Source organism: Bacillus songklensis, assembly GCF_042649685.1.
Classification (GTDB): Bacteria; Bacillota; Bacilli; order Bacillales; family Bacillaceae_H; genus Bacillus_BA; species Bacillus_BA songklensis.
Genome location: NZ_JBHRZT010000007.1, coordinates 173,030 through 198,790, shown reverse-complemented (window position 1 = coordinate 198,790; position 25,761 = coordinate 173,030). Strand labels below are relative to the sequence as shown.

Sequence of the window (25,761 nt, the reverse complement as noted above, 5' to 3'; positions counted from 1 at the left end):
ATGATCAATTGATTTTATATAAAACTACCCGTTAATACAAACAAAGAGAACCTAGATAAATCAAGACTTGAAGTGACTTAATGATTTTAGAAAAGAGACGGCCGATATAACTTCAAATCTGAATGGGTATTTAAATCGGGTATATACTATTCCTTAATGGCGTAGTCATGGAGGTTTTCAAAAAAACTCGAATGTCCTTTATCTATATTATTTTGGCTGATTTTTTCAGACTTGTATTTTTCTCCCTTAAAAGAATATCGGTGCTAGTCCTAATCCAATCATGATAAAGCCTACAAGTGAGAAACTGGACGGCAATGGCAAAAATAAAAGTGCGCATCAGATAAGGCTGTTATTTGCCCTGCTCGAATGAGAGTACGATTGCTGACCCTTAAAGTAATAAAGCCTGTTATAAATGAACAAAAAATGTTTCATAACCAATTGTAGATGATAGAGAGAGGTGCAGAATGTGGATGCTGGAATTATAGTAATGGGTTTTGTTGGTTTGATCGGATTACTTGGCGCTATTGCTTTACTTTGGGGTAGATAAAATAACAATTCACAGGAGGGGGGCGCTTCAAGCGACAGATACATCATTTGCATGTAAAAGGGGAAATGGCTATTTAAAGAAGGGGAAACACTATGCAAAAAACTTTAAATAAAACGTCCCGGGCGAGATTCGAACTCACACCTACAGCTTAGGAGGCTGTTGCTCTATCCTACTGAGCTACCGGGACAGTAGATTTTTTAATTATAAATTATCGGCTAATATAAGTCAAAAAATTAAACCATCAAGTATGACACCAAAAGAGACTAGAAAAACACATCTTCTAGTCTCTGAAAGAAGTGAAAAATATATAGCCGACATTTAAATAATACTCCTTTTTGTTGGTTTTTTGAACTATTTTGCCCGGTACGCTTATTGTATTGCGAAAGTTTCCTTTATGGTTGAATATGGAACCAACCTTTTTCATCTTAACGAAATGGAATCTAATTTATAATTGCTTGGACCTAACGAACATGAGAATGGAGAGTGTTTTTTCAAAGGAATTCCAAATGGAATAAGAATGTTTGTGAAACGTAGAATATTCTTCTAGGTATCTCTGAAGTTGAATAAAATTCAATGAATGATTATATATTTGACAGAGGGGCGATGAGATGCCTATAAACATGAATTCTCCATTGTCAATTAGTCAAATGATTTCAACAATCCGACATGGACTGAAAAAAACACAAGCTCCTAAAAAAATCATTATCGTGGGTACCGGTATGGCAGGATTAGTTGCAGCCTCACTATTAAAAGAAGCGGGACATCATCTGACAATTTTAGAAGCAAACGACAGAGTGGGAGGTCGTGTTTACACGGCAAGATCTCCATTTATTGACGACCTATATTTAGACCTTGGCGCAATGCGTATTCCTGCTACTCATCATTTAGTCTTGGAATATATAAACAAATTTCGTTTGCCGGTTAACATGTTTATCAATAGTACCCCTAACGATTTGATTTATGCCAACGGGTACAACCGGGTCAGGAGTCATTTTAGCCAGTTACACATGGGAAGATGACACGTTACCTTGGGACAGCTTGACGGAAGCCGATCGTATTCGGAATGCACTCGATGATTTAGCAACCGTGCACGGTCAACATATATATAATGAGTTTATAACAGGAATCACCCACAGTTGGGCCCAATATCCGTATTCCGGCGGAGCTTTCTCGATGTTTAAACCTGAACAGCAGATAGAACTGGCACCCTTCATTTCTGCTCCTGAAGGAAGGATTCATTTTGCGGGTGAACATGCTTCTACCTCCCCTGGCTGGATTCAAGGTGCAGTAGAATCCGGTATAAGAGTCGCACATGAGGTTAATGATTTACCAAATACTTTCGCCAATGAGTGAACGATTAAAACCATCAATGATTTCAGGTATTTTCTGTTTCAACTAATGAAGGCCCATCCCCTCTTGTAAACGTATTTAATGGAATCACTTGAAACATAATAATATAAAAAGGAGGGTTATGTAAACGATGTCAACAGATCAACTACGACCCAAATTAACATCTGGTGAATTAGCGCATAGCTGGGAACAATACATGAATAACAGCTTATCGGCAGTTGTTTTGGAATACCTTCAATCAACAACCGAATCGGAAGATATAAAATCAGTATGTACGAGTGCTTTATCAACCGCTAAATCGGACATGAATGTCTTAGAAACTGTCCTTCAAAACGAAAACTATCCCATACCAAAGGGATTTAGTTTTAATGAAGATTTAAACCCTAACGCTCCGAAAATGTTTACAGATGGATTTATCTTATTTTATTTAAATAATATGGCGAAGGTTGGCATGCCTTTAACCGCTATGGTACTTGCCGATTCGGCCCGAAGTGATATCAGACAATTTTATCATGAGCGAATGAGAAATGTGATGAATCTTTATGAAAGTTCCGTGTCACTGCTTTTAGAAAAAGGTCTTTTTGTGCGTCCGCCTTTAATTACATCTATACATGAAATCAAGCCGTTAGCAGAGAAGGGTTTTTTAGGAAACTTTTTCAGTGATAAACGAGAGTTAACCGCTCGTGAAGCGAATGAGCTGCATAAAAATATTTTGATGAATTATACAGGCAAAAATCTATTGACTGGTTTTATTCAATCTGTAACGAATCCTGAATTAAAACGATTATTGGAACGCGGCAAAGAATTATCTTCCACTATCATAAAAGATTTAAGTGAAATATTAATACAAAATGAACTACCAGTTTCGATGACTTCGGATACTCATGTGCTGGATTCAAAAATTTCTCCATTCTCAGATAAGCTAATTACCTTTCACATTGATCAATTAAATCGATTCGGAGTTGCCAATTACGGATACAGTGCAGCAGTCAGCACACGGAAAGATTTAAAAACAACATACGGAAAGATCATTGCACAGGTATACCAATATGAGGCAGATATAAAGTCTTTAATGATTAAGAATGAATGGATGGAAAAGCCGCCCGTTGCGTTAAATAGGGACATGCTTTCTAAGGATTAATCGCAAATGTTAAATTTTCTTAACAACACGACTGATGATGGAGACCAAAAATCTTATGATTTTTTCTTTAATATAATGGCCTTTATATGGATTAATATTGATTTTAGGAAATCATTACCAATCATTATTTAGAAATTTCTTCACAAACTAATAGTTGATTATAGAAAAAGGAGGAAATCAAATATGTCTAAGAAACGTGAGTTTAATCAAATCGGAGAAGATATAAGATCAGTTAATCCTCAAGGTCTTACAAATGATGGAGGCATCCCTGATGGATTTTCTAGAGAAGTATCATTGGGGTACGGCGGGTTCCCTGGAATTGATGAATTACAAAGGAAAGATGAAGAATTTTAATTCTTAAGATTCAATTAGATATTAATCCTTCTTTAATAAGATGTTTTTCTTTTTCTTCTTTTTGAACTAACGAGAGCAATTGCCTAATAAAGTGATTGCTCTTTTTGTTATACTAACAGAGAAGGTTGAAGAAGAAACAACTAAATGGGGAAACTGGTCTTAGATAACATAAATAATATATCTTCAGCAATGGCATATTCAAAAAAATAAAGGAATGCAGATGCATCCCTTGAGGTAAATAATTTAACTTATTTTACTTCCGGCAACCATATTGCTTTCTTTGTTAGATGTATCATTCTTAATGAGGAATGATGTTAGTAAAGCCAAAATACTTCCGAAGAAACCGAATATAAATAGATGATGAATTCCTTCCATAAAATCTGCTTCACTTGTTAATAACGCTCCCATAATCGTTACTCCAATTGCCGTACCCATGTTTCGGCAAAACATGAAGAATGAAGTGGAAATCCCTCTTTCATGTCCTCCCACTAGTTGTTGGGATCCAATCAATCCAACTGTGGATAGTAAACCGAAAGCTAATCCTTGAACAATCATTACAGCGAATACATACCAAAAACTATGATTTTCATTTAACAGAATTAATAAAATTCCTGAGAAGAACAATAAAACATTCCCCATAATCAACAAGATACGATATCCATATTTTAGAATCCATTTACCGGCAGGTACCGATACGCACATCCATCCAACTGCAACACCAAGAAGAGCCACACCGCTCATAAATAGCGAGAGCCCTGCAATATTTTGTAAGAACAATGGAATGTAACTGGATGTTCCGAATAAAGCAACGGTACCAATAAATGTATTAATATTAATCCATGAAATGGTCTTATTTTTAAACATAGAGAGCGGAACGATTGGCGAAGTCTGTTTTTTCTCATAAAAATAAAAAATAACAATAAAAACTGCTCCCAATAGAAAATATAGAATTTTATTCTCCTCAACGACAGTATCTAAGAGAAGAAAAGTTACACCGACAGCGAATAGGATGGCTCCAATATAATCCACGCTCGCTTTTTTCGGCTGATAATGTTCTTTGTAAGGTAAAAGCGTCAGAAATGCGATTAAACAAACTGGTAAATTTACAAAGAATATCCATCTCCATGTCATATACTCGACGAAGAACGCTCCAAGTAAAGGGGCGAGGATGGCGGAAAGCCCCCACATTGCTGTAAATAAGGCTTGGATTTTCCCTCTTTTCTCTACAGGGAAGAGGTCTCCGGCAATAATTGCAGGGAACGGCATCATGAATCCTGCTCCTATCCCTTGAATAGCACGGAAGATGACCAATTGAATCATATTTGCAGATAACCCGCAAAGGAGTGATCCGGTTAGAAATAATGTAATCCCGAATCCGAACACTCTTTTCCTGCCAAATATGTCGGATAATCTACCAGCCACAGGGGAGAGAATGGTACTTGCAATCATATAGGACGCAAACGACCAGGCGTACAAGTCAAATCTCCCTAACTCTTTTGCGATGATTGGCATCGTTGTGTTCATAATGGTTGTATCGATTGATGCTACCAACATAGCAAGAACAATACTTATCATTACTGAAGTTCTACTTTTCATCTATTAACCCCCTTATTACGGTTCAAACAAGTTATTATACCCTATTAAGACAGGTTATGGAAACAAAGAAGTTTTTTATATTCAATAAGAAAAGCTCATAACAATATGGCAATATACTTATAAGATTCAATTGATTACTTATTGTTAAATAAGTTGCATTCTAATATCTGTTGAATGGTTCAGTTATCGGTAGTTTGAAAAGCATTCCTTTCCGCCCGATATAACACATTTGCCGCTGGCATACATACCTGATTTTCATGAAATGTAGCCATTAGTTCAAACCTAACATTGCGTGAAGTTTCAAAATAATATTCTGGTTTCACTAAGCCCACAATACAAAATTCATATCCAACGAATTTAAGATTTGGATTTAAGTCCGTTATGCCAAGATATTGAAAATCTTCTTCAGGTGTCCCATCCTCTAGTCTTAATAGGCTTTGACCATACTTCTCATTGCAGATGCTGCATACTATTTCTAATAATTCCTTGATTCTCCGAGGGTCTTCCTGATAACTTACAGTTATTTGTTCTATGACACGCATTTTACCCTTGTTATAATTTTGGATTGTCCTTATTTCTCCATGCGGAATAGTAAGGAGTTTCCCTGACCATTCACGAATTTGCATAAAACGAATGCCCGTTTCTTCGATTGTGCCTGAATGCGTTTCATTGAATGTCACATAGTTGCCCACTCGGAATTCCTTGTCAGACAATCTGACGATACCTGATAGAATGTCTTTTAACATTTGTTGTGCGGCAAAACCTAAAATGATACCTGCAATCCCTGCGCCCGCAAGAAGACCTTTAATATCTATAAATTGCCCTATTAGGTATATGACAACGATTGCAGCGCTTCCATATCTTAAGGTTGAGCGAATAACACCTTGTATAGTCTTTTCAATTTCTTCATTAAAAAAATCTGATTTTTTAAAAAACCAGTCAATCGTGCGATTTATAAGAAAGGAAATGGTCATTAAGAATAAGACCATTAATGCGATTCGTAAGATTAGAAATTTCTCTATATAGTCTAAAAATCCTTGAGTATAAGTTAAAAAATTGTCCATACCTACACCTCATTAATATAAAAAATGCAGCTTAACTCCCTCGAAGCTAACTCGAGGAAATTTAATATAATCCCATAGCACAAGTATTTATGTATTTTCCGCAAGATTTTTGAGATATATACTTTAGGCACAATAAATAAGATATGTAATAAGTAATGCACAATGTAATAAAGCCCCGGTACCAAGTCTTTCCCAACAAAGAATACTGGGTTTTGTTTCAAGGTTTATAAATTAAGATTGGCTACCTATGCAAGTTTGGAATTCGTTGAGTAGCTCATCTAGATCTTGACTTATTTTATGCAAGCCATGAATAGAAGAAAGCAACTCGGCTTATGTCGAAAGATTAAGCAGGAAATGTAGCTTGAGTGGGAGACAAAGAAGCTATTGAAACAGAGAAGGGATATAATAATTATTGATTGTATAGAATCGTTTATATTTACAAATGGTTATTGCGAAATCAAAAACGAAAATAACAGATTTGAAGTTTTGTTAATGCAACTATCAGACTTAACACCCCTAGAATAAGCAACTAAAGAGAATAAATGGTCTGTGTGAGAATCCCTTCAACTACAATAAAGAATATTTGTTGAAGGGAAACATGCAAAATGTTATGATTCTGTTTTATACACTCACATTATTTGTGGGTGTATTTTTTATATCCAAATTTGAATATTTAGTTAAAGATGAATCCTAAAAAAGACATTTCGTAATAAGGTCTTAAGAACGGAAGTTTAAAGCTTTTAATAAAACATCGATATCACCTTTAAAGGTGAAAAAGCGAGGATTATTTTCATCATCGAAAACCATTAAATAAGGTTCTTCCTGTTCTCCAACAATAATAATTACTTCATTTACTAAGTCATTCATCCATTGATTTTGTATCGCTACAGAAGGTTCCAATGGAATTTTAATCATATAACCTTCGTTTGGGATAACCCTGAACTTCCGATATATATCGGTTATTCGATTTAGGTATTTTTCGCCTTCCTTTTGTATTGCAGGATTTGATGCAACAGTCTTTATTACACGATTATGTTCGATGTTTAAAACTTCAACGTTTTTATTATTTTGAGCCATAACATGGGGTGTGAACAAAAGCATTATAAATAAAAATACCGCTAATTTATTTACCATTAACAACACCTCATTGCTAATATTGCCAAAAGGTATGCAAATTATTAACATACGCTTTTTTCACTGACGGATCCGATTATGTAATAAGGTAATGACTGTATTACTTCCAACCACTGTATCGCATGAAGGTGTAAAAGCCTCTTATAAGATTGGGGTTCTTGAAGCGAAAATGCCTAAATTAATGAAAGATGATCGAAAGAAGGTTGATATGGAGTTTCATTAATAATAAGTAAGTTACTATCTACATAGAACGTATAAATCTACCATTGTTTGATTCATTCCAACGCATTTCATTCGTTTTATATTCCAAGAAAAAGAGAATAACCCAAAACTTGATACCAAGTATCTGGATCATTCTCTAGAATCATCCCGCCATCTTATCAGAGTCACAAACGATATGATGGAAAGGAAGTGAATGATATAGGCGGAAAGAGTTTCTGGAATGCCATGGATCAGTCTCTTAATGGATAGAGCGATAGACACCGATTACTTTTCCTAAAATAGAAACATTATTTAAAATGATAGGTTCCATTGTGGAGTTTTCAGGCTGCAGACGAATGTAGTTTTGCTCTTTGAAGAAGCGCTTCACAGTTGCTTCGTCCTCTTCTGTCATCGCTACAACAATATCTCCATTATTAGCCGTTTGCTGCTGGCGGACAATTACATAATCGCCATCCAAAATTCCGGCTTCAATCATACTGTCACCCATAATTTCCAGCATGAATATTTGCTCATCAGGCGCTGCGTATTTATCAGGAAGAGGAAAGTACTCTTCTACATTTTCGACAGCGGTAATAGGTTGGCCAGCCGTAACTTTCCCGATGATCGGTACGTTAATGACATTCGCTTTTACAATATGGTTTGTTTCCTCTGTATCCAATATTTCAATTGCACGCGGTTTTGTCGGGTCTCTGCGGATAAGCCCCTTGCTTTCAAGACGGGCGAGGTGGCCGTGTACAGTCGAACTTGATGCTAAGCCGACAGCTTCACCGATTTCGCGAACAGAAGGGGGGTAACCTTTTAACCTTACTTCCTCTTTGATGAAGCTTAATATATCTTGTTGTCGTTTTGATAACTTTGTCATTCTCTCACCTCAAATCAACGACTTAATTGGTTTCATTATAACATGTATATAAATTGGATACAAACATAAGTTCGAAAATATATTGACTCAAAACAAATGTTCGTATTAAAATGAGAACAGATATTCTGATTATGGGGTGATGGAATTGAATAAGGCGTTACAGACCTTTACATACTATGCAATCTTTTTTATGATTTTAGCAGTGTTTACCTATTTCGTAACATCGTTCGCCAAAGGTCCTAACCTTGAAAACTATGCAACTATTACCATCAGTGCAGGAGATACTCTGTGGGAATTGGGTCAAAAGTATAGAGAACAGCATCATTTATCCTCACATGAGTTTGTGGAATGGGTAGAGACGGAGAACCATCTTGAATATAAAACGATTATGCCAGGTGAAAAAATTTATATCCCAATTTTAAAGAAAGATTTTCAAGAAGGACAAATGTTGGCAAGTAATTAGGAAAGCAGTGATAGAGATTGAAAGCAATCATTTACTGTCGAGTCAGTACGGAAAAAGATACACAAGAGACATCCCTTGAGCGTCAGAGAGAAGAGCTGTTGCAACTTGCAGATCAGTATTCATTCCAGGTTGCCCAAATAGTGGAGGAAAAGGCAAGCGGCTTTGATATTGATCGTGACGGTATGATGGAAGTAATCGAAGCAGTGCAGCGAGAACAGATAGATGTCTTGCTCGTACAGGATGAAACAAGGCTTGGAAGAGGTCATGCAAGAATCGCCTTATTGCATTTTTTCATCAAAGAGAACATTCAAGTATATACCATTAGTCATTACGGGAAGCTTCAGCTGTCAGAGTCAGATTCCATGATGCTTGAAATTATTAGCATTGTGGAAGAATATCAGCGCAAGCTTCATAATGCTAAAATTCGCAGAGGAATGAGACGTGCCGTTGAAAAAGGCTACCGTCCGGAGAAAAACTTAAAAAACGTCGGGGAAAATGCAGGAAGAGATCGAAAAGAAGTACCGATTGAAGAAATCGTTCGTTTACGACGAAACGAAATGACCTTTGAGGAAATTACAGCTACATTAAGGGGATTCGGTTATCATGTGTCAAAAGCGACTGTACATCGACGCTATCAAGAGTACATAAAGAATCAAGATGAATCACTTGCTTAATAGAAATTGGTTTAGTAAGATGACTACATATACTTGGTAGAAGAAAATAATAAGGAGTTATATGGATGTTATCACCGGAAAAAATGGCACGAATTAATTTTTTATCAAAAAAGTCAAAGAGTGAAGGACTTACACCGGAAGAAGCTGGAGAACAACAAGTGCTTCGCCAAGAATATTTGAAAGAGTTTCGTAAGTCTATGACCAACCATCTTCACTCTATTAAAGTTGTTGATGAAAAAGGGAATGATGTCACACCTAATAAGCTCAAAGAAAGCAAAAAGAGGAAACGCATGCATTAATTCATTAACCTATGCCGCAAAATGGTTTATATATACGTACGTGAAAGAAACTGTCCCCGTAAGTTATAGGGAGGCAGTCAGAAATGCTTTTACAGAAAGGATTCGCCAGAAAAATTCTTGATTTCGTTGGATTTTCTGCACCGAGTCTTTTCCGGGGGATGACTCAGAAGGTATGGTTTTTCGGCCTTTTGAGCCATTCCCCTTTTTATTCCGTTTGGTTCTGTATAATTGTTTCTTTTTCCACAGAAAATGTAAAAGTGATAGCAATTTTGTGTGAATTGTTGTACAAAATAAGTAATCATTAGTATGATAGTGATTGAAGCATAGTTCTTAAATGAAAGGATGGAACAAGATGGAACATCGTATTGAAGATCTATCCATTGCAACGATTCGTACTTTGTCAATCGATGCAATTGAAAAAGCAAACTCAGGACATCCGGGAATGCCAATGGGAGCTGCCCCAATGGCATATACCTTATGGACGCAATTCATGAATCAGAATCCAAAAAATCCACATTGGTTTAATCGTGACCGTTTTGTGTTGTCAGCAGGACATGGTTCTATGTTGTTATACAGCTTATTACATCTTGCTGGTTATGATGTATCAATGGATGACATTAAAAACTTCCGCCAGTGGGGCAGCAAAACACCTGGACACCCAGAATACGGCCATACGCCGGGCGTTGAAGCGACAACTGGTCCTCTGGGTCAAGGGGTTGCCATGGCTGTCGGAATGGCGATGGCAGAACGTCATTTAGCTGCTACATACAACAAAGAAGACTTAGAAATTGTGAACCATTTTACATACAGCATTTGTGGTGATGGGGATTTAATGGAAGGTGTTTCAGCAGAAGCTGCTTCATTAGCCGCTCACTTAAAACTTGGTCGTCTAGTTGTGTTATACGATTCAAATGACATTTCATTGGACGGCGAGCTAAATCTTGCGTTCTCCGAAAATGTAGAGCAGCGCTTTAAAGCATATGGCTGGCAAGTTATTCGTGTAGAAGACGGCAATGATATCCAGGAAATTGCTAAAGCGCTGGAGGAAGCGAAATCTGATTTGGATCGTCCTACATTGATTGAGGTAAAAACAGTAATCGGTTACGGTTCTCCCAACCTGGCAGGAAAATCGGATGTACATGGTGCACCGCTTGGAGCAGCAGAACTTAAGATGACAAAAGAGGCGTACAAGTGGACCTTTGAAGAAGACTTCCATGTTCCACAGGAAGTGTATGATCATTTTCGTTCTGTCATTGCAGAAGCGGGTCAGAAGAAGGAAGAAGAATGGAATCAATTGTTCGCTCAATATAAAGAAAAATATCCTGAATTAGCGGAGCAATTCGAATTGGCGGCAGCAGGAAAACTTCCGGAAGGATGGGAGAAAGAGCTGCCGGTTTATGAAGAAGGTACAAGTCTTGCTTCTCGTGCTTCTTCAGGTGAAGCGTTAAATGCTGTTGCAAAAGCAGTTCCGTTTTTCTTTGGGGGATCAGCTGACTTGGCAGGTTCCAACAAAACGACGATCAAGGGTGGAGATGACTTCCAGGCATCCAACTATGGCGGTCGTAACATCTGGTTTGGCGTTCGTGAATTTGCGATGGGTGCAGCCTTAAATGGTATGGCCTTACATGGCGGATTAAAAGTATTTGGCGGTACATTCTTTGTATTCTCTGATTACTTGCGCCCGGCTATCCGTCTTGCTGCGTTAATGAAACTTCCTGTTACGTACGTATTTACTCATGACAGTATTGCGGTTGGAGAAGACGGTCCTACACACGAGCCGATTGAACAGCTTCCTGCCTTGCGCGCAATGCCGGATTTATCAATCATCCGCCCGGCAGATGGAAACGAAACAGCTGCGGCTTGGCGCTTAGCGGTAGAATCAACGGATAAACCAACAGTACTTGTTTTAACACGCCAAAACCTTCCGACTATAGAAGGAACAAAAGAAAAAGCGTATGAAGGTGTATCAAAGGGTGCCTATGTTGTATCACCGGCAGGCAAAGAACAGCCGGACGCGCTGCTTTTAGCGACAGGGTCTGAAGTAGGCCTAGCAGTAGAAGCGCAAAAAGCATTGGCATCTGAAGGAATCGATGTATCGGTTGTCAGCATGCCTTCGTGGGATCGTTTTGAAGCCCAATCAGCAGAGTACAAAGAAAGTGTTATTCCTAAGTCTGTGAAAAAACGTGTGGGCATTGAAATGGCATCAACAATTGGCTGGGAACGTTATACAGGTGATGAGGGTATTGTGATCGGCATCAATCGTTTTGGTGCTTCTGCTCCTGGCAATGTAATCATGAAAGAGTATGGTTTCACGGCAGAAAACGTCGTAGCACAAGTAAAACGACTATTAAATCAATAGCCTTGAGAGAAAAACAAGCCGGCATTTCCGGCTTGTTTTTTCTTTATTATAGGATCGATTACCGTGTAGGAGAGAGTGCAGAACATGACGGAATCAGAACAGGTTCGACAAAAAGAGTGCATCATTTTTCCGCCAATAGACAAGCCTTGCAAAGCATGCATTATACAATAGGGATAAGAGAATGTATAATGGGGGGATGGTCTATGAGGAAATATGATATTTACCTAATAGAAGATGAATTTGCAATTCATTACTTTCAAAAAGAGGATATCATGTATCAGCTGTTTTTAGAGTATAAAACGTCCGGTAAAGACCATGATATATATGTAAAGAAGCAAATTGAGTATATTACAAAAAAAATTCCCATTTTGCAGTTGCAATTAATGATAGAAAACAAATTAGGGCATAGTCATGGCTTGATCTCTTTTTCCAGTGGAGAATATGGATTTAAAACAGAAAACGGTTTGGCGCGTCTATTGTTAAAGCATGAGTATATTTACATGGAAGCAGAAGGAACCGTTGAAGCGGAGGCTGGATTTTTTGAAGTATTGAGAAAAATAAGTCCATGTTTTTTGGCGATGAACTTTGAAAATCATGTCTATGGGTGGCTAAACCCTGTTAAACAGCGAAAAATTTGCATAAAATAGAGGGAAAATCACATTCACATATTGTATAATGACACTGGGTTTAGTACACTGTAATTTAGACAACACGAAGGAGGAAATAGTACTATGTGGCAACTTATTCTAGTTGGTGTTCTAGCTCTTTTAGCTGGGATAGCACTAGGATTTTTCATTGCTCGTAAATATATGATGAGCTATTTAAAGAAAAATCCGCCAATTAATGAGCAAATGTTGAAAATGATGATGATGCAAATGGGCATGAAGCCATCCCAAAAGAAAATTAACCAAATGATGCAAGCGATGAACAAACAAATTAAATGAGTAGTAACTTGAAACCCTTATAGAACAAGGGTTTTTCATTTGGTTGGTAGAAATTTTGAGAATGAATTTTTCCTCCGCATATCCCTGTAGAGTGAATCTTTCGTCAAAATTTTTCTCATTTTTGGTTAATCTTTCATTTTAAATACCAAAACCACTTTTTCTGTTGGAAACTAAACCAAAGAAAGGTGGTTTTTTGTTTGTTGTTAGAAGATGTTTTAGAGGAATATCTGTATCATTGTCAAGCCAAAGAATATTCAGAAAAGACGATGAAAAACAAACGTCAGGAGTACAAGCAATTAAAATTTTTCTTAAAAGAGAAAAGAGCAATCACAGAATTAGAAAGCATTACATCACATGACTTAAAAGCCTATTTGAGATTTAAACAAAAGGATGGACTGCAACCGCAAAGCATTGTCTCCATGTTCAAGATGATAAAAGCATTTAAGATAAACAAAGGAGAGAATTACCTATTGTATCAATCAATAGTAGTAAATGAGTATCATTAGGAAAGGATTTTGTTGAGGATAATGGTTTTAAAAGACTTTTTTATAAATTTTTCTATATTATGTACAGGGATTTTTCTGATACATCAATATCTTTATAGAACCAAAGTTTCATCCATGTCCCCCACTAAAAGGAGAAACCTTGTTGGAGTTTTACAAGGGGGATTCGGTGTACTTCTCATGCAATTTGGCATTCCCTTAGAAGGCGGTGTGCTTATTGATCTTAGAAGTATTCCTATGATGATAGCGGCTTATCTTGGTGGATGGGTTTCCACTCTTGTGGCGACAAGCATCATTATTATTTGTGGATTAGCATTGTATCCAATCTCCCACTCTGCCCTAGTTAACATCGTTGTTCTTACTGTATCTGCAATAGCCTTTTCCTTCATTTCTCATTCAAGCATGAAAATAGAGAAAAAGTGGATTTTTATGGCTGTCTCATTCGTCGCCATTCTCGGTATTACAATTGACTTCGTTATACCCGATTTTAGAAAAGCATTGATCGTATTCGCCCAATATGCCCTTGCTGTTGTTTGTGCTACTTATGGAACTTATCTGTTTAAATCCTACCTTTGGCGTAGCGATGACGACTATGCAAGATTGAAAGAGGGTGCTGAAAAAGACTCCCTCACTGGTTTGAATAATGTTCGATTATTTAATCATGCTATAGATTCTGCCTTCTTAAAGGTAAAAGAACATCAAGAAGAATTATCTCTACTATATATAGACATTGATCATTTCAAGCAGGTAAATGACATGTACGGTCATCCTGCTGGGGATAAAGTACTGCAACAGATTGGTCATATTCTTATGCAGTCATGCCGTTCTGTGGATGTAGTCTCCCGTAATGGAGGAGAAGAATTTAGTGTAATCATGCCGGCTTGTGATTCCGCTTCTGCTAGAACGATTGCAGAAAGAATACGTAAAAATGTAGAACAGAGCGTATTTTTAATAAATGAGGATGTGGAATTAAAAGTAACGGTTTCCATCGGTTCCGCTACTGTCAACCAAAAGAACATGATTTCTGTTCGACAGCTGATTCATCAAGCGGACGAAGGACTGTACATGGCAAAACGAACTGGAAGAAACTGGATTTTCCATTACCCACATTTAGAAAGCTACACGGTATGATACACCATGAGCAATCAATGTAATGCTTATATTTTGTTCAACATTTACCATTCCAATATAAATTACCAACATGGTATTTTTAAGTACGAAGATTTTTAACAGAGGCGGGATCGATTTGCTTAAAGAGATACACCACATTAGCTATTCACAACTTGAATTGTATAAATCACTCTTCGATTCGAATCCTGATGCAAGTTATGTATTAAATTTAGAAGGCAATTTCCTATACGTTAATGATTCAGCCGTGAATTTATCTGGATATTCAAGAGAAGAGTTAGTTCAAATGTCTTTTGTTACTTTATTGAAAGTGGATGACATAGAGAGAATCAGCAAATACTTTGAAAATGTAAAAAAGGGGAACATTGAGAGGTTTGAAACTTCATTTAAAACGAAAAGTGGAAAATTTATAGACCTTTATATAACAGCAACACCTATTGTAATAGATGAAAAGATTCAGGGGCTTATCGGTATTGGAAAAATATGACAGAGAATAATCAGATTCAAAAACTGAAAGATGACTTTAATCATACCGTTAAAAACCTGCAAAATGGTGTATTTAAAGTGAGAAAGGATGAGAATGGAAACTTTATTTATACCATGTCAGAAGGGAAGCTTCTTAATCAATTAGGCATAAATACAGAAATTCTATTTAATAAAGCACCTAATGATGTTTTTTCACCTGAAATTGCAGCTATTAAACATACCCAATATGAAAAGGCATTTAACGGAAATAGAGTAAATTATGAAATAGAACTTAGCGGCAGGCTTTTATTCATCGATTTGTCACCTATTGAACAAGGCAATGAGGTGGTGGAAATCGTTGGATCCGTACATGATGTAACGGAACTAAAATCCATTCAAAGAAGACTCTTAGAAAACCAGCTGCTTTATCAATCTCTGTTTGAACATAGTCAAAGTGCGGTTATATCCTTTGATCATAAAGGAAATATCATCAATATGAATCCAAAGGCAAAGGAGCTACTGGGATATTCTTTTGAAAGTCTGCAAAAAACATCGACTACAGATATCATGTTGGAAGAGTATCGTGATATTCGTCGTCACTGTTTTGAAAAAGCCCTAAAAGGTGAACCTCAGAGCTTTGATACAGTCTTGATCAACGGGAATGGTCAAAAGATTCACCTAAACTTGACCTATTTTCCAATTATTGTCGACAATGAGATAAACGCGGTTTATTCCATTGGCAAAGATATTACCGAGCAAAAAAAATTGCAGGAATTAAATGCTTATTTGGCTTATCATGACGAATTAACCAAGCTTCCTAATCGAAGGTGGTTTGAAGAAAAGCTTCATGAATCATTAACTTTCGCAGAACAAAATAAACAAAAGCTGGCGGTTATGTTTATAGATTTGGATCGCTTTAAACATATTAATGACACGCTAGGACATTTCATAGGAGATCGACTACTGGAACAAGTTTCATTTCGTTTGAAGGAGATTATTAAGGGAAATCGTTCTGTTGCTCGAATGGGCGGAGATGAATTTATGGTTCTTTGTCCTGTAATCGAACATCCCGAAGAACCTGTTCAAATGGCTAAGATTCTTCTTAACCGTCTAAGAGATCCTTTTTATATTGAGGATTTCGAACTTATTGTCACAGCCAGCATTGGGATCAGTGTTTTTCCAACAGGTGGAGAAAATGTAATAGAATTAATGAAAAACGCAGATATTGCTCTGTACAGGGCAAAAGATCAAGGGCGTAATACCTATCAAATTTATTCCACTTCTATCGATGTAAGGAGTTACCAATCCTTTTTCTTAGAAAGAGATTTACGAAAAGCATTAAATGGCAATGAATTTATGGTTTATTTACAACCACGAGTGGATGCGAAAACTGGAAAAATAATAAGTGCCGAGGCACTGATCCGGTGGAACCACCCTAAGCTTGGATTGGTTCCTCCTTCAGAATTTATTCCCCTGGCAGAAGAAACAGGGCTGATCATTCCTATCGGCCAATGGATGAAAAAAAGAGTTTGCGAGCAATTGGTGGCGTGGCGGGAAGCAGGAATTCCGCTTATTCCAGTAAGTATAAACATTAGTGCTCAGAGATTTTTGCAAAAAGACTTCACGAAAAATGTCCGCCAACTATTAGACGAATATCGAGTAGATGGAAATTTTCTTGAATTTGAGATTACGGAAAACTCTTTAATGAAAATTGAAGATGATGTCATACAAACAATCAAAGAATTAAAAGATTTAGGTATCAAAATTTATATGGATGATTTTGGTACAGGTTATTCTTCGTTTGCTTACTTAAAATCAATTAAACTGGATGGCATTAAAATTGATCGTTCTTTTATTCGAAATATCTCAAGCGAATCTGAAAATGCGGGTATTACAACTGCCATGATTACGATGGCAAAACATCTCAAAATGGATGTCATTGCAGAAGGTGTTGAGACAGAAGAGGAATTGCGATTCTTACGTAAACAAAACTGTCATCACATACAGGGCTTCCTATTTTCAAAGCCTTGTCCAATTGAAGAATTTGAGCAAATGTTAATCAAAGGGGAAATAAGCCGCAACTCCATTTTTTATGATTCTATTTCACGAACAAGTGTGTTAGTTTAATAAGAGCAATATTAAAATAGAATAGAAGCTAATAATAACCTAGATGCTCATTTAGAGCATTTTTTTGTGGATGCTGTTCCAGTAGTCAATTTGTTTTCTAACTTCAAAAATATAAATAAGATAGGGAGAAACTCGGCTTAAATAAGAGTTCTTAACCGCCATCAAAAAAACGCAGGAAGCACTCAGTTGCATGGGTGCTTTTTACTTTGTGCTTTAATCTCTATACAGATATTTTAAGACACTAAGATTTTACTATTCAGAGTCGATTTAAACGTCAGAAACGGAGGATATTCATTGAAAAAAGCGGGAATGTAACTTACATACATGCCACGAAGCCAGGTGGCTGGGCAGAAATCCGTTACAATAATAAGGTGGGATATGTTGTAGTTAAGTACCTCAAGCTTGTTTCTTCAACAGCTGTGGTAAAAAATAGTGAATAGGAAAAAAAGAGAGATTTTAAAGAGAGAAAATTTAGTTGTGTAAATGAAATTCCTTTGTCTTATTTAACTAATGGGTATAGCAATTCCTTAAAAGTGGAGTTTCACTGAAAAATAGGGTTCAAAAACTCAATCGGAGAAAATCCTTTTTCAAAAAGAATCGAATCCGATTCGATAATCGTCACATAGCGCCCGTTCACTTTGGCGATATGGATGGCTTCTCCGAAATTCGAAAGCAATCCGTTAACGGAAACATTGGATTCATACCATGCTTATCAGGGGATACCCCATGCTTTGGTGGAGCAGCCCTTATAAATGTAGCAGGATTCTTACCAATCGGGTGTCAAGGTTGACGAACAAAAGGAATTGATTTTTTCTAATTCCTTCTTTAAAAAATAACTATAATAAGTACCATATCACTTGTTAGACAATATCTCCCATAAAATATTCGCTATCTTCTCTGTCTTCTTTTGAAGGATTAATTCCATCCATCCGATATTTTATTAGAAACGAGAAAGCCCGAACCAATAGCGATTCAGGCTAATGACATTAACTTCAACATGAACAAATACAAGCTTTTTGTTTACGACTCTTTAGAAAGAGATTCATGAAAAGTCCAGCAATCAGATTACTTATGAAACCAATACAAAAATTTTGAAATAACTTCAATTTATTCACCTCCTTCTAGGAATAGTTTTCCACAAAGGAAGTTATTCATGAACGAATTTAACGAGAACAATCCGACTGAAGGGAATTTTCATATATTAATTCCACCATTCCACTCTTTTTGTTAATTTTAACGGCATTTCTTTTTAAACTAACCCCGTTTAAGAAGGAAATCAACAAACCCCTTTAACAGCCTAAATATAAAAGAATCATGAGTTTCTTTATAAGGGTGAAGTATCAGACAGGCAGGTTCTGAAATTGGGCTTCAAAGGTATCCTACTTGAATGAGAGGGCGGAGAAAATACTGAAAAGGCTCGAAGACTGTCAATAGACGGCTTTTAACGTGTGTTGTCCGCACGTATAGAGTAAATGTGGAGGGGCATGAGTGTATGGCTAGATATGCAGGATAGGGGTAGCTGTTCTGTCCCCACATTTTAGAAATAATTCCTCAGATTGCGGACATTTTGAACGATTGATGGTATATTTTTCATAAGCTGAAAAAGTGGTTAAAAAGTGGATAGAAACGTTGATATATCAAGGTTTTGATGCAAATGGGCATGAAGCCATCCCAAAAGAAAATTAACCAAATGATACAAGCGATGAACAAACAAATTAAATGACAATAGTCGCGGCACTCTAAGTGAAGATAGAGTGTCTTTTATTTTGGTTGTCGTTACGATCCATTCTATGAAAGTCATTCCCGGAATGGATTAGGAGCTTTAGAGCCAACTTTTCTATCTCTTTAACAGACAGTAACTGCCCGCTTAAGAGATGCTAAGAGGAGAGAGGTAGACATATATTATATGGAATGGTATTTCGTTTTATAGGAATACTAATCAAGTTTAAAAATCAGAAAATTCGTTAAAGTTTAGTGACCGGCTTTATTTGCTTGATAAATCTTATTCTTTCCGATTGGAGGTGAACAGATGATATGAGCATCTTTAAAGATTTATGGTGGTTTTTCAAATTGGAAAAGAAAGCTTATATAACTGGTGTTTTTTTTCTGCTAGTTGTCGCATTATTAGAGCTCATTCCTCCAAAAGTGGTTGGCTATGTGGTAGACGAAATAAGGAATGGAACCATTTCGGGTTCAAAACTTTGGAAGGCCGTGATTATTTTGGGCTTGTCGGGCCTTATCACATACATAGCCCGCTATATATGGCGCATCATGATGTTCGGCGCTTCCGTTCGTCTTGCAAGAAAACTGCGAAATGAATTATTTGAACACTTTACTAATATGTCTTCTTCCTTTTATCAGCGAAAGCGAGTAGGAGACTTAATGGCCCATGCAACCAATGATGTACAGGCAGTTCAGCAAACAGCGGGATCCGGTGTATTAACATTTGTCGACTCCCTTGTTACAGGCGGTTTCGTATTGTTGACAATGGCTGCAGCTATTAGTTGGAAACTAACCCTTATCAGCCTGATTCCTATGCCGCTGATGGCTCTGTCAACCTGCTATTATGGAACACTGTTGCATAAACGATTTCATAAAGCTCAAGAAGCTTTTTCTTCGTTAAACGATAAAGTGCAAGAGAGTATAAGTGGAATAAAGGTTGTGAAAACGTTTGGAGAAGAAAAGGATGAAATAAAGGATTTTAAAGCCCAATCAAAAGATATCGTCATGAAAAATATAGCAGTAGCAAAAGTGGATTCCTTATTTAATCCTACTATTTCATTGATTGTAGGTTTTTCTTTTTTTCTTGCTCTTACGTTCGGCTCAAAGATGGTCCTTCAAAACGAAATAACACTCGGGGATTTAATCTCTTTTACCACCTACCTGGGACTATTGATTTGGCCGATGCTTGCTTTCGGCTGGTTATTTAATATTGTGGAGCGCGGAAGAGCCTCTTATGATCGTGTTTCTTCTTTATTAGCAGAAAATCCGGAGATCAAGGAAGTGGAACAAGCTATTACAACTCCTCCAAAAGGAGACTTGGAGGTGGCCATTCAATCATTTTCCTATCATACCCATCAGACAGCCCTCAAGAATATTCACTTTTATTTGGAGAAGGGGCAAACATTAGGAATCATCGGAAAAACAGGGGCTGGCAAAACAACGCTGTTAAAACTACTACTTCGAGAGTTTGAAGGGTATAAAGGGGCCATTCGTTTCGATGAACATCTCATTCAAGAGTACTCACTAAAGGCCCTTCGCTCTTCAATCGGCTATGTACCACAGGATCATTTTCTATTTTCGGCAACCATAGCCGACAATATCTCCTTTGCCCGCCCTGATGCTTCGTACGCTGAAATCCAGAAAGCGGCTGAGATGGCCTATGTTCACCAAGAGATTATGGAGTTCCCGCATCAATATGAAACGATGGTCGGAGAGAAAGGGGTATCGCTTTCAGGAGGGCAAAGACAGAGAATTTCTATTGCCCGGGCTATTTTACTGAACCCTGAGTTTCTTATCTTGGATGATGCTTTATCGGCAGTAGATGCCCGGACAGAAGAGGCCATTGTGCAATCATTGAAAAATAACCGAAGGGGAAAAACAACAATTATCACTTCCCATCGTTTAAGTGCGATTCAACATGCCGATTTACTTCTTGTGCTGGATGAAGGAGAGATCATTCAATCTGGCACACATGAACAGCTATTGGAACTTGAAGGCTGGTATCAGGACATGTATATTCGTCAACAACTTGAAAACCAAGTAGAACTTGGAGGGTAGAAGATGAAGGATACCATATCAAAAAAAGAGCAGCGGGACGTCCTAAGGCGGTTGCTCGTATATGCAAAAACTTACCGGCGATCATTCACCCTTGCATTTTTGCTGCTGCTGTCGGCAACAGCAGCGGATATTATTAGTCCTATTTTGGTTAAAGTTTTTATTGATGATTATTTAGTGCCGCGCCAACTGGAAACCAGATCGCTTGTTCTCTTAGGCGCGGCTTATATACTCCTGCACCTTGCAAAGGTGATGGTCCAATATTTTCAATTAGTAAAATTCAATGAAATCGCGTTTCGTATTATCCAGAATATTCGTGTCGATGTTTTTTCAAAAGTACAGAGGCTTCCTATGAGGTACTTTGATCAAACCCCTGTTGGCAGTATCGTTTCAACGGTTACAAATGATACGGAAGCTATTAAAGAGATGTTTGTGGATGTTGCCGCGGCGTTTGTTCAAAATGGATTCTTTTTAATCGGAATTTTTATTGCCATGTTTTTCTTGAATGTGAAACTTGCTCTGTTTTGTTTCATTTTATTCCCTGTCATTTACGGATTAATGAAAACATATCGCCGTTTTAGTTCGACTTTTTATTATCAAATGCGCGAGAAGCTTAGCCAGCTGAATACAAAGTTAAATGAATCACTGCAGGGAATGAATATCATCCAGATTTTTCGCCAGGAGAGACGCCTGCTCCGTGAATTTGCCGCTGTCAATGAAGAACATTATCAAGCCGGATTAAAAAGTATAAAGCTTGATGGATTGTTGCTTCGCCCTGCGGTTGATTTGATTTATGTGTTAACCTTACTGCTTGTGCTCAGCTTTTTTGGTATTGCCTCTCAAACAAGCCCGATTGAAGTCGGTGTCCTTTATGCATTCGTTAATTATCTGGAACGATTCTTTGAGCCTGTCAATCAAATGATGATGCGCCTATCTATTTATCAGCAGGCCATTGTATCTGCTTCTCGTGTTTTTACCTTGCTTAATGAGGAAGAACAGTCAATGGAATCATCCTCTGCTTCGACACCAACTATCAGGAAAGGAATCATTGAATTCAAAAATGTTACTTTTTCTTATGATGGCAAGCGGGATATTTTGAAGAACATTTCGTTTAAGGTGAAAGAAGGGGAAACGGTTGCTTTAGTCGGACATACAGGAAGCGGGAAAAGTTCCATCATTAATTTATTGCTTCGCTTTTATCCGATTAAAGCGGGAGAAATTACGATAGACGGCTACTCCCTTTATGACCTGACAAATGAAGAAATAAGAAGAAAAATTGGGCTCGTGCTGCAGGATCCTTTTCTATTTGCCGGGACGGTGAAAGATAACATTGTATTGCACGATCATACGATAGGTGAAGAAGCGATCGAAGAAGCTGTTCAATTTGTGCAGGCACATCGTTTTATTGAAGCGCTTCCAGATAAATATGAGCATCAGGCAGCGGAGAGAGGAACGAATTTCTCGAGCGGTCAACGTCAGCTGATTGCCTTTGCCCGCACCATCGTCCGAAATCCTAAGATTTTAGTGCTCGATGAGGCGACCGCCCATATCGATACGGAAACAGAAGAAGCCATTCAAACGGCCCTGAGTCGAATGAAAGAAGGTAGAACGACCATCGCTATCGCCCATCGATTATCTACCATCCAAAATGCTCATTTGATATTAGTGCTACATAAAGGGGAAGTGGTAGAAAGGGGAACCCATCAACAGCTGCTGGAAAAGAAAGGACTGTACTACAAAATGTATTTGCTTCAAAACGGATTAGCGGAAAGCCATTCCTGCCAACCAAAAAAAACACAGTCTCCCAATTTATGAGGAGACTGTGTTTTGGCCTAAAAATCGTTCATTGTATAAGTTCAAAAGAGCATCTAGTTCTTGGCTGTGACGAATGGTTTGATGTGAACTAAACCCATTTAGTTGAACAACTCGAATGAGTTCTTCTCTTTTTTTTTCGATTTCCTGCAAGATATCATGTTTGAACACAAACTCGATTCCCTTCTGTAGAAGCTATCTTTTCCTAATTATACAAGATAATGGTACATTTTTAAAGTTTTTTCACTGGGTAAAGTGTAAAATTTACCATTTTTTGCTATGAAGTCACTTTTAATGGAGTGTTAACATTTTTTTGCAAGATGGGCAACGTTCTTTCGAGATATTTGATAGAATAGAGCATGGAATGTATAAAAGGGGTGCGACTATGACAGATATTAATATCTTTTTAGCATTTGGTGCAGGGTTTCTTTCTTTTATTTCGCCTTGCTGTTTACCGTTATACCCGGCTTTTTTGTCTTATATAACAGGTGTGTCGGTCAGTGAAATTAAAGAAGATAACGCGATGCTCCAGCGAAAAAGCTTATTACATACACTTTTCTTTTTAATAGGATTTTCCCTTATTTTTATTGCGATCGGTTTTGGGACGTCACTTGTTGGAAGATGGTTTATGGATTATCAGGACCTTCTTCGACAAATAGGGGCCATTTTCATCATCTTTTTTGGATTTGTTGTAATTGGTATATTCAAACCGTCCTTTTTAATGAAAGATAAGAAATTGACTTTTACCAATAAACCTTCCGGTTATGTCGGATCAGCTTTAATTGGCATGGCTTTCGCTGCCGGATGGACTCCATGTACAGGTCCGATTCTCGTCTCGGTTATTGCATTGGCTGCCACAAATCCTGGATCGGGAATTTTGTATATGACGGCTTACTCACTAGGATTCGCCATTCCGTTTTTTATTTTGTCGTTTTTCATCGGAAAGTTAAACTGGATTAAAAAACATAATACTTCGATAGTAAAAGTGGGTGGTTATGTGATGATTGGCATGGGAATTGTATTGTATTTCGATTGGATGACAAAGCTTATTGTCTATACAAGCAGCCTTTTCGGTGGATTTACAGGATTTTAAACACTCGATGTTTGTCACATCATTTTTATTGAAAAACTACCATTATATTGATAAAGTGGAAATAGTTATATGTGAAAAAAGTCCTGTTTACGAAAATATGGTTAGTACAAATGAACGATTTGTGGTGAGTGTTGTTGTGAAATGGGGGAAAAAAGATGGTAACAGTGTTAATCGTCGATGATGCCAGGTTTATGAGAAAAACATTAGCAAGCATTTTACAAAACGCGGGTTACGAAGTGATTGGGGAAGCAGAGAATGGGCAGGAAGCCATTGACCATTATCGTACATTACAGCCAGATTTGATGACAATGGACATTACGATGCCTCAAATGAGCGGAATTGAGGCCGTCAAAAAAATAAAAGATGAATACCCGGATGCAAAAATCATTATGTGTTCCGCAATGGGGCAGCAAAAAATGGTGGTCGAGGCCATTGAAGCCGGAGCAAAGGATTTCATCGTAAAGCCGTTTGATGAAATCCGGGTGCTGGATGCAATGAAAAGAGTATTAGGGTAAAAATAAAAATGAGGGGTACTCCTCATTTTTATTTTTGGACTAAAACAAAAATTTAACATGAAAAGGGTAGCATCCAAAGAGGGGACAATGTTAAAATGGGAGGCAATGACAAATATAGCGAAACGCAGAGGTGTCTTCTTTGAAAGAAATTTTATTGATATTACTGCTTCAATTAATATATGTACCTATTTTAACGCTGCGGACCATTTTCCTTGTAAAAGGAATGAGCATGTATGCTTCTGTCTTCGGATTTCTAGAAGCGCTTATTTACGTGTTTGGACTATCGTTGGTTTTTTCAGGAGAACAGAGTACCCTGGCCATGGTTGTATACGCAGTCGGGTTTGGGCTGGGCATTATCATCGGCAGCTACGTAGAGAACCGGTTAGCTATTGGGTATACAACATTATCAGTGAATCTAATGAACAAAAACGAGAGTTTAATCAACCGCCTTCGTCAAGAGGGATTTGGAGTTACGGTGTTTCAAGGAGAAGGAAGGGACAGTGCACGCTATAAGCTGGACATTTTGGCAAAACGCAACCGTGAACCGGAACTTTTGGATCTTATCGAGAAATATGAACCCCGTGCCTTTATTATCTCGTATGAGCCAAGGAAATTTAAAGGCGGATTTTTGCTGAACTCTTTAAAGAAAAATAAACCGAAGAGAAATTCCAGTGCATCATAAACTTTTCGTTTATCCCGTTTCCTTTTTGACCCATTTTCAACTATAATAGAAACGAGTGTATCTTTACGCAAAGGAAGGATTACCGTGGTAGTTGTATCATCCTTAATTGCCGTTTTTATGGCGGTATTTGTGCTGTTTATAAGAATGAAAGCTTCTTCCAAACCGACGAATGCCAAAAAGATTATTTTGCCGCCAATTTTTATGAGCACCGGTGCTCTAATGTTTGTATTCCCTGTGTTTCGTGTAACAATGGCGGAGTTATTGGAAGCGTTGTTACTTGGTATGTTTTTCTCCATTTTCCTGATTAAAACATCCAAGTTTGAAGTGAAAGACGATGCGATCTATTTAAAACGATCCAAGGCGTTTGTCTTTATCTTAATTGGATTATTGTGTTTAAGGATTGCTTTAAAAACGTATTTAAGCTCAACCATTGACGTAGGCGAGTTAAGCGGTATGTTTTGGATTCTGGCGTTCGGCATGATAGTGCCATGGCGAATTGCTATGTATATCAACTATAAAAAGCTTCATCGTCAGATTCAGGATGAGGACCCTATTCATACAACGATCTAAAACCATCAGTAATCGTCATACTTGCGGGTGACTAGTTGATTTGCTCCCGGTTAACGCGATGAAAAAATGCTTCCCCTTTT

The 25,761-nt window shown here is 37.5% G+C and carries 25 protein-coding genes, 1 tRNA gene and 3 pseudogenes; 21 read left to right on the top strand and 8 right to left on the bottom strand.

All coding sequences use genetic code 11. The features are described from left to right. Positions 1–252: 252 nt before the first annotated feature. Both ACFOU2_RS01585 and ACFOU2_RS01580 read right to left on the bottom strand, forming a co-directional pair. A pseudogene (locus tag ACFOU2_RS01585) lies at positions 253–413 on the bottom strand (MFS transporter); the annotation flags it as partial. Between the two features lie 248 nt (positions 414–661). Beyond that, positions 662–734: transfer RNA gene (locus ACFOU2_RS01580), tRNA-Arg, on the bottom strand. A 421-nt stretch (positions 735–1,155) separates the two neighbouring features. Here ACFOU2_RS01580 and ACFOU2_RS25675 point away from each other — a divergent pair. From ACFOU2_RS25675 to ACFOU2_RS01565, 4 genes are all read left to right on the top strand, one after another. After that, a complete protein-coding gene (locus ACFOU2_RS25675; RefSeq protein ID WP_449237043.1) occupies positions 1,156–1,566 on the top strand; it encodes a flavin monoamine oxidase family protein in 411 nt (136 codons plus the stop codon). Beyond that, on the top strand, positions 1,508–1,900 hold the full coding sequence (locus ACFOU2_RS25670) for a flavin monoamine oxidase family protein (RefSeq protein ID WP_449237042.1): 393 nt from the start codon (positions 1,508–1,510) through the stop codon (positions 1,898–1,900). Before ACFOU2_RS25675 ends, ACFOU2_RS25670 begins: the two co-directional genes overlap by 59 nt. Positions 1,901–2,027: 127 nt before the next feature. Continuing rightward, positions 2,028–3,038, top strand: coding sequence for a DUF3231 family protein (locus ACFOU2_RS01570; RefSeq protein ID WP_377911611.1), 1,011 nt, complete (start codon positions 2,028–2,030; stop codon positions 3,036–3,038). 183 nt (positions 3,039–3,221) lie between these two features. Further along, positions 3,222–3,392, top strand: coding sequence for a hypothetical protein (locus ACFOU2_RS01565; protein ID WP_377911609.1), 171 nt, complete (start codon positions 3,222–3,224; stop codon positions 3,390–3,392). A 243-nt stretch (positions 3,393–3,635) separates the two neighbouring features. Here ACFOU2_RS01565 and ACFOU2_RS01560 read toward each other — a convergent pair whose 3' ends face one another. The 4 genes from ACFOU2_RS01560 to lexA form a co-directional block, all read right to left on the bottom strand. Then, positions 3,636–4,988 carry an MDR family MFS transporter gene (locus tag ACFOU2_RS01560; protein ID WP_377911607.1) on the bottom strand — a complete coding sequence of 451 codons (1,353 nt, stop codon included), beginning with the start codon at positions 4,986–4,988 and terminating at the stop codon, positions 3,636–3,638. Between the two features lie 179 nt (positions 4,989–5,167). Beyond that, positions 5,168–6,052 (bottom strand): mechanosensitive ion channel family protein, encoded by an 885-nt coding sequence (locus ACFOU2_RS01555; protein WP_377911605.1) that lies wholly within the window; start codon positions 6,050–6,052, stop codon positions 5,168–5,170. 717 nt (positions 6,053–6,769) lie between these two features. Beyond that, entirely contained in the window at positions 6,770–7,186 is a 417-nt protein-coding gene (locus ACFOU2_RS01550; protein WP_377911603.1) for a hypothetical protein, read from the bottom strand. Between the two features lie 460 nt (positions 7,187–7,646). Next, a complete protein-coding gene (gene lexA, locus ACFOU2_RS01545; RefSeq protein WP_377911601.1) occupies positions 7,647–8,270 on the bottom strand; it encodes a transcriptional repressor LexA in 624 nt (207 codons plus the stop codon). A gap of 145 nt (positions 8,271–8,415) precedes the next feature. On the opposite strand from lexA, the gene yneA reads away from it, so the two are divergent. The 10 genes from yneA to ACFOU2_RS01495 all read left to right on the top strand — a co-directional run bounded on the left by yneA (position 8,416) and on the right by ACFOU2_RS01495 (position 17,232). Next, entirely contained in the window at positions 8,416–8,733 is a 318-nt protein-coding gene (gene yneA / locus ACFOU2_RS01540; RefSeq protein ID WP_377911599.1) for a cell division suppressor protein YneA, read from the top strand. Positions 8,734–8,750: 17 nt separating this feature from the next. After that, entirely contained in the window at positions 8,751–9,407 is a 657-nt protein-coding gene (locus tag ACFOU2_RS01535; protein ID WP_377911597.1) for a YneB family resolvase-like protein, read from the top strand. Positions 9,408–9,472: 65 nt separating this feature from the next. Further along, positions 9,473–9,706: a DUF896 domain-containing protein gene (locus tag ACFOU2_RS01530; protein WP_377911595.1), complete on the top strand. Its 234-nt coding sequence runs from the start codon at positions 9,473–9,475 to the stop codon at positions 9,704–9,706. A 352-nt stretch (positions 9,707–10,058) separates the two neighbouring features. Next, positions 10,059–12,065, top strand: a complete 2,007-nt coding sequence (gene tkt / locus ACFOU2_RS01525; RefSeq protein ID WP_377911593.1) for a transketolase — start codon at positions 10,059–10,061, stop codon at positions 12,063–12,065. A 203-nt stretch (positions 12,066–12,268) separates the two neighbouring features. Beyond that, a complete protein-coding gene (gene sirA / locus ACFOU2_RS01520; RefSeq protein WP_377911591.1) occupies positions 12,269–12,712 on the top strand; it encodes a sporulation inhibitor of replication protein SirA in 444 nt (147 codons plus the stop codon). Positions 12,713–12,796: 84 nt separating this feature from the next. Further along, positions 12,797–13,009: a YneF family protein gene (locus ACFOU2_RS01515; protein WP_377911589.1), complete on the top strand. Its 213-nt coding sequence runs from the start codon at positions 12,797–12,799 to the stop codon at positions 13,007–13,009. Between the two features lie 197 nt (positions 13,010–13,206). Beyond that, positions 13,207–13,515 (top strand): phage integrase SAM-like domain-containing protein, encoded by a 309-nt coding sequence (locus tag ACFOU2_RS01510; RefSeq protein ID WP_377911587.1) that lies wholly within the window; start codon positions 13,207–13,209, stop codon positions 13,513–13,515. A gap of 21 nt (positions 13,516–13,536) precedes the next feature. Continuing rightward, a complete protein-coding gene (locus tag ACFOU2_RS01505; protein ID WP_377911715.1) occupies positions 13,537–14,643 on the top strand; it encodes a diguanylate cyclase in 1,107 nt (368 codons plus the stop codon). Positions 14,644–14,758: 115 nt separating this feature from the next. Further along, on the top strand, positions 14,759–15,127 hold the full coding sequence (locus ACFOU2_RS01500) for a PAS domain S-box protein (protein WP_377911585.1): 369 nt from the start codon (positions 14,759–14,761) through the stop codon (positions 15,125–15,127). After that, the gene (locus ACFOU2_RS01495) at positions 15,124–17,232 is read left to right on the top strand and encodes a sensor domain-containing protein (RefSeq protein ID WP_377911583.1); all 2,109 of its coding nucleotides are present in this window, start codon (positions 15,124–15,126) and stop codon (positions 17,230–17,232) included. Before ACFOU2_RS01500 ends, ACFOU2_RS01495 begins: the two co-directional genes overlap by 4 nt. A 541-nt stretch (positions 17,233–17,773) precedes the next feature. Here ACFOU2_RS01495 and ACFOU2_RS01490 read toward each other — a convergent pair. Next, positions 17,774–17,926: pseudogene (locus tag ACFOU2_RS01490) on the bottom strand (DUF3898 domain-containing protein); the annotation flags it as partial. A 948-nt stretch (positions 17,927–18,874) separates the two neighbouring features. Here ACFOU2_RS01490 and ACFOU2_RS01485 point away from each other — a divergent pair. The 3 genes and pseudogenes from ACFOU2_RS01485 to ACFOU2_RS01475 all read left to right on the top strand — a co-directional run. Next, a pseudogene (locus ACFOU2_RS01485) lies at positions 18,875–18,955 on the top strand (YneF family protein); the annotation flags it as partial. A 311-nt stretch (positions 18,956–19,266) separates the two neighbouring features. Then, positions 19,267–21,012, top strand: coding sequence for an ABC transporter transmembrane domain-containing protein (locus ACFOU2_RS01480; RefSeq protein ID WP_377911581.1), 1,746 nt, complete (start codon positions 19,267–19,269; stop codon positions 21,010–21,012). Between the two features lie 3 nt (positions 21,013–21,015). Then, positions 21,016–22,824, top strand: coding sequence for an ABC transporter ATP-binding protein (locus ACFOU2_RS01475; RefSeq protein WP_377911579.1), 1,809 nt, complete (start codon positions 21,016–21,018; stop codon positions 22,822–22,824). Here the strand turns inward: ACFOU2_RS01475 and ACFOU2_RS01470 are convergent. Continuing rightward, a complete protein-coding gene (locus ACFOU2_RS01470; protein WP_377911577.1) occupies positions 22,819–22,992 on the bottom strand; it encodes an aspartyl-phosphate phosphatase Spo0E family protein in 174 nt (57 codons plus the stop codon). The genes ACFOU2_RS01475 and ACFOU2_RS01470 overlap by 6 nt on opposite strands. Before the next feature lie 214 nt (positions 22,993–23,206). Here ACFOU2_RS01470 and ACFOU2_RS01465 point away from each other — a divergent pair, with 214 nt between their 5' ends. From ACFOU2_RS01465 to ACFOU2_RS01450, 4 genes are all read left to right on the top strand, one after another. After that, the gene (locus ACFOU2_RS01465) at positions 23,207–23,914 is read left to right on the top strand and encodes a cytochrome c biogenesis CcdA family protein (protein WP_377911575.1); all 708 of its coding nucleotides are present in this window, start codon (positions 23,207–23,209) and stop codon (positions 23,912–23,914) included. A 155-nt stretch (positions 23,915–24,069) separates the two neighbouring features. Next, the gene (locus ACFOU2_RS01460) at positions 24,070–24,429 is read left to right on the top strand and encodes a response regulator (RefSeq protein WP_377911573.1); all 360 of its coding nucleotides are present in this window, start codon (positions 24,070–24,072) and stop codon (positions 24,427–24,429) included. Between the two features lie 139 nt (positions 24,430–24,568). Further along, positions 24,569–25,111: a DUF2179 domain-containing protein gene (locus ACFOU2_RS01455; RefSeq protein WP_377911571.1), complete on the top strand. Its 543-nt coding sequence runs from the start codon at positions 24,569–24,571 to the stop codon at positions 25,109–25,111. Positions 25,112–25,195: 84 nt separating this feature from the next. Beyond that, complete coding sequence (locus ACFOU2_RS01450) at positions 25,196–25,681, top strand: CcdC family protein (RefSeq protein ID WP_377911569.1); 486 nt, start codon at positions 25,196–25,198, stop codon at positions 25,679–25,681. Positions 25,682–25,761 lie beyond the last annotated feature (80 nt).

Coding starts and splice junctions, on each gene's coding strand:
- ACFOU2_RS25675 (WP_449237043.1), top strand. CDS start 1,156: ATGCCTATAAACATGAATTCTCCATTGTCAATTAGTCAAATGATTTCA.
- ACFOU2_RS25670 (WP_449237042.1), top strand. CDS start 1,508: ATGCCAACGGGTACAACCGGGTCAGGAGTCATTTTAGCCAGTTACACA.
- ACFOU2_RS01570 (WP_377911611.1), top strand. CDS start 2,028: ATGTCAACAGATCAACTACGACCCAAATTAACATCTGGTGAATTAGCG.
- ACFOU2_RS01565 (WP_377911609.1), top strand. CDS start 3,222: ATGTCTAAGAAACGTGAGTTTAATCAAATCGGAGAAGATATAAGATCA.
- ACFOU2_RS01560 (WP_377911607.1), bottom strand. CDS start 4,988: ATGAAAAGTAGAACTTCAGTAATGATAAGTATTGTTCTTGCTATGTTG.
- ACFOU2_RS01555 (WP_377911605.1), bottom strand. CDS start 6,052: ATGGACAATTTTTTAACTTATACTCAAGGATTTTTAGACTATATAGAG.
- ACFOU2_RS01550 (WP_377911603.1), bottom strand. CDS start 7,186: ATGGTAAATAAATTAGCGGTATTTTTATTTATAATGCTTTTGTTCACA.
- lexA (WP_377911601.1), bottom strand. CDS start 8,270: ATGACAAAGTTATCAAAACGACAACAAGATATATTAAGCTTCATCAAA.
- ACFOU2_RS01530 (WP_377911595.1), top strand. CDS start 9,473: ATGTTATCACCGGAAAAAATGGCACGAATTAATTTTTTATCAAAAAAG.
- tkt (WP_377911593.1), top strand. CDS start 10,059: ATGGAACATCGTATTGAAGATCTATCCATTGCAACGATTCGTACTTTG.
- sirA (WP_377911591.1), top strand. CDS start 12,269: ATGAGGAAATATGATATTTACCTAATAGAAGATGAATTTGCAATTCAT.
- ACFOU2_RS01515 (WP_377911589.1), top strand. CDS start 12,797: ATGTGGCAACTTATTCTAGTTGGTGTTCTAGCTCTTTTAGCTGGGATA.
- ACFOU2_RS01505 (WP_377911715.1), top strand. CDS start 13,537: ATGGTTTTAAAAGACTTTTTTATAAATTTTTCTATATTATGTACAGGG.
- ACFOU2_RS01495 (WP_377911583.1), top strand. CDS start 15,124: ATGACAGAGAATAATCAGATTCAAAAACTGAAAGATGACTTTAATCAT.
- ACFOU2_RS01480 (WP_377911581.1), top strand. CDS start 19,267: ATGAGCATCTTTAAAGATTTATGGTGGTTTTTCAAATTGGAAAAGAAA.
- ACFOU2_RS01475 (WP_377911579.1), top strand. CDS start 21,016: ATGAAGGATACCATATCAAAAAAAGAGCAGCGGGACGTCCTAAGGCGG.
- ACFOU2_RS01465 (WP_377911575.1), top strand. CDS start 23,207: ATGACAGATATTAATATCTTTTTAGCATTTGGTGCAGGGTTTCTTTCT.
- ACFOU2_RS01460 (WP_377911573.1), top strand. CDS start 24,070: ATGGTAACAGTGTTAATCGTCGATGATGCCAGGTTTATGAGAAAAACA.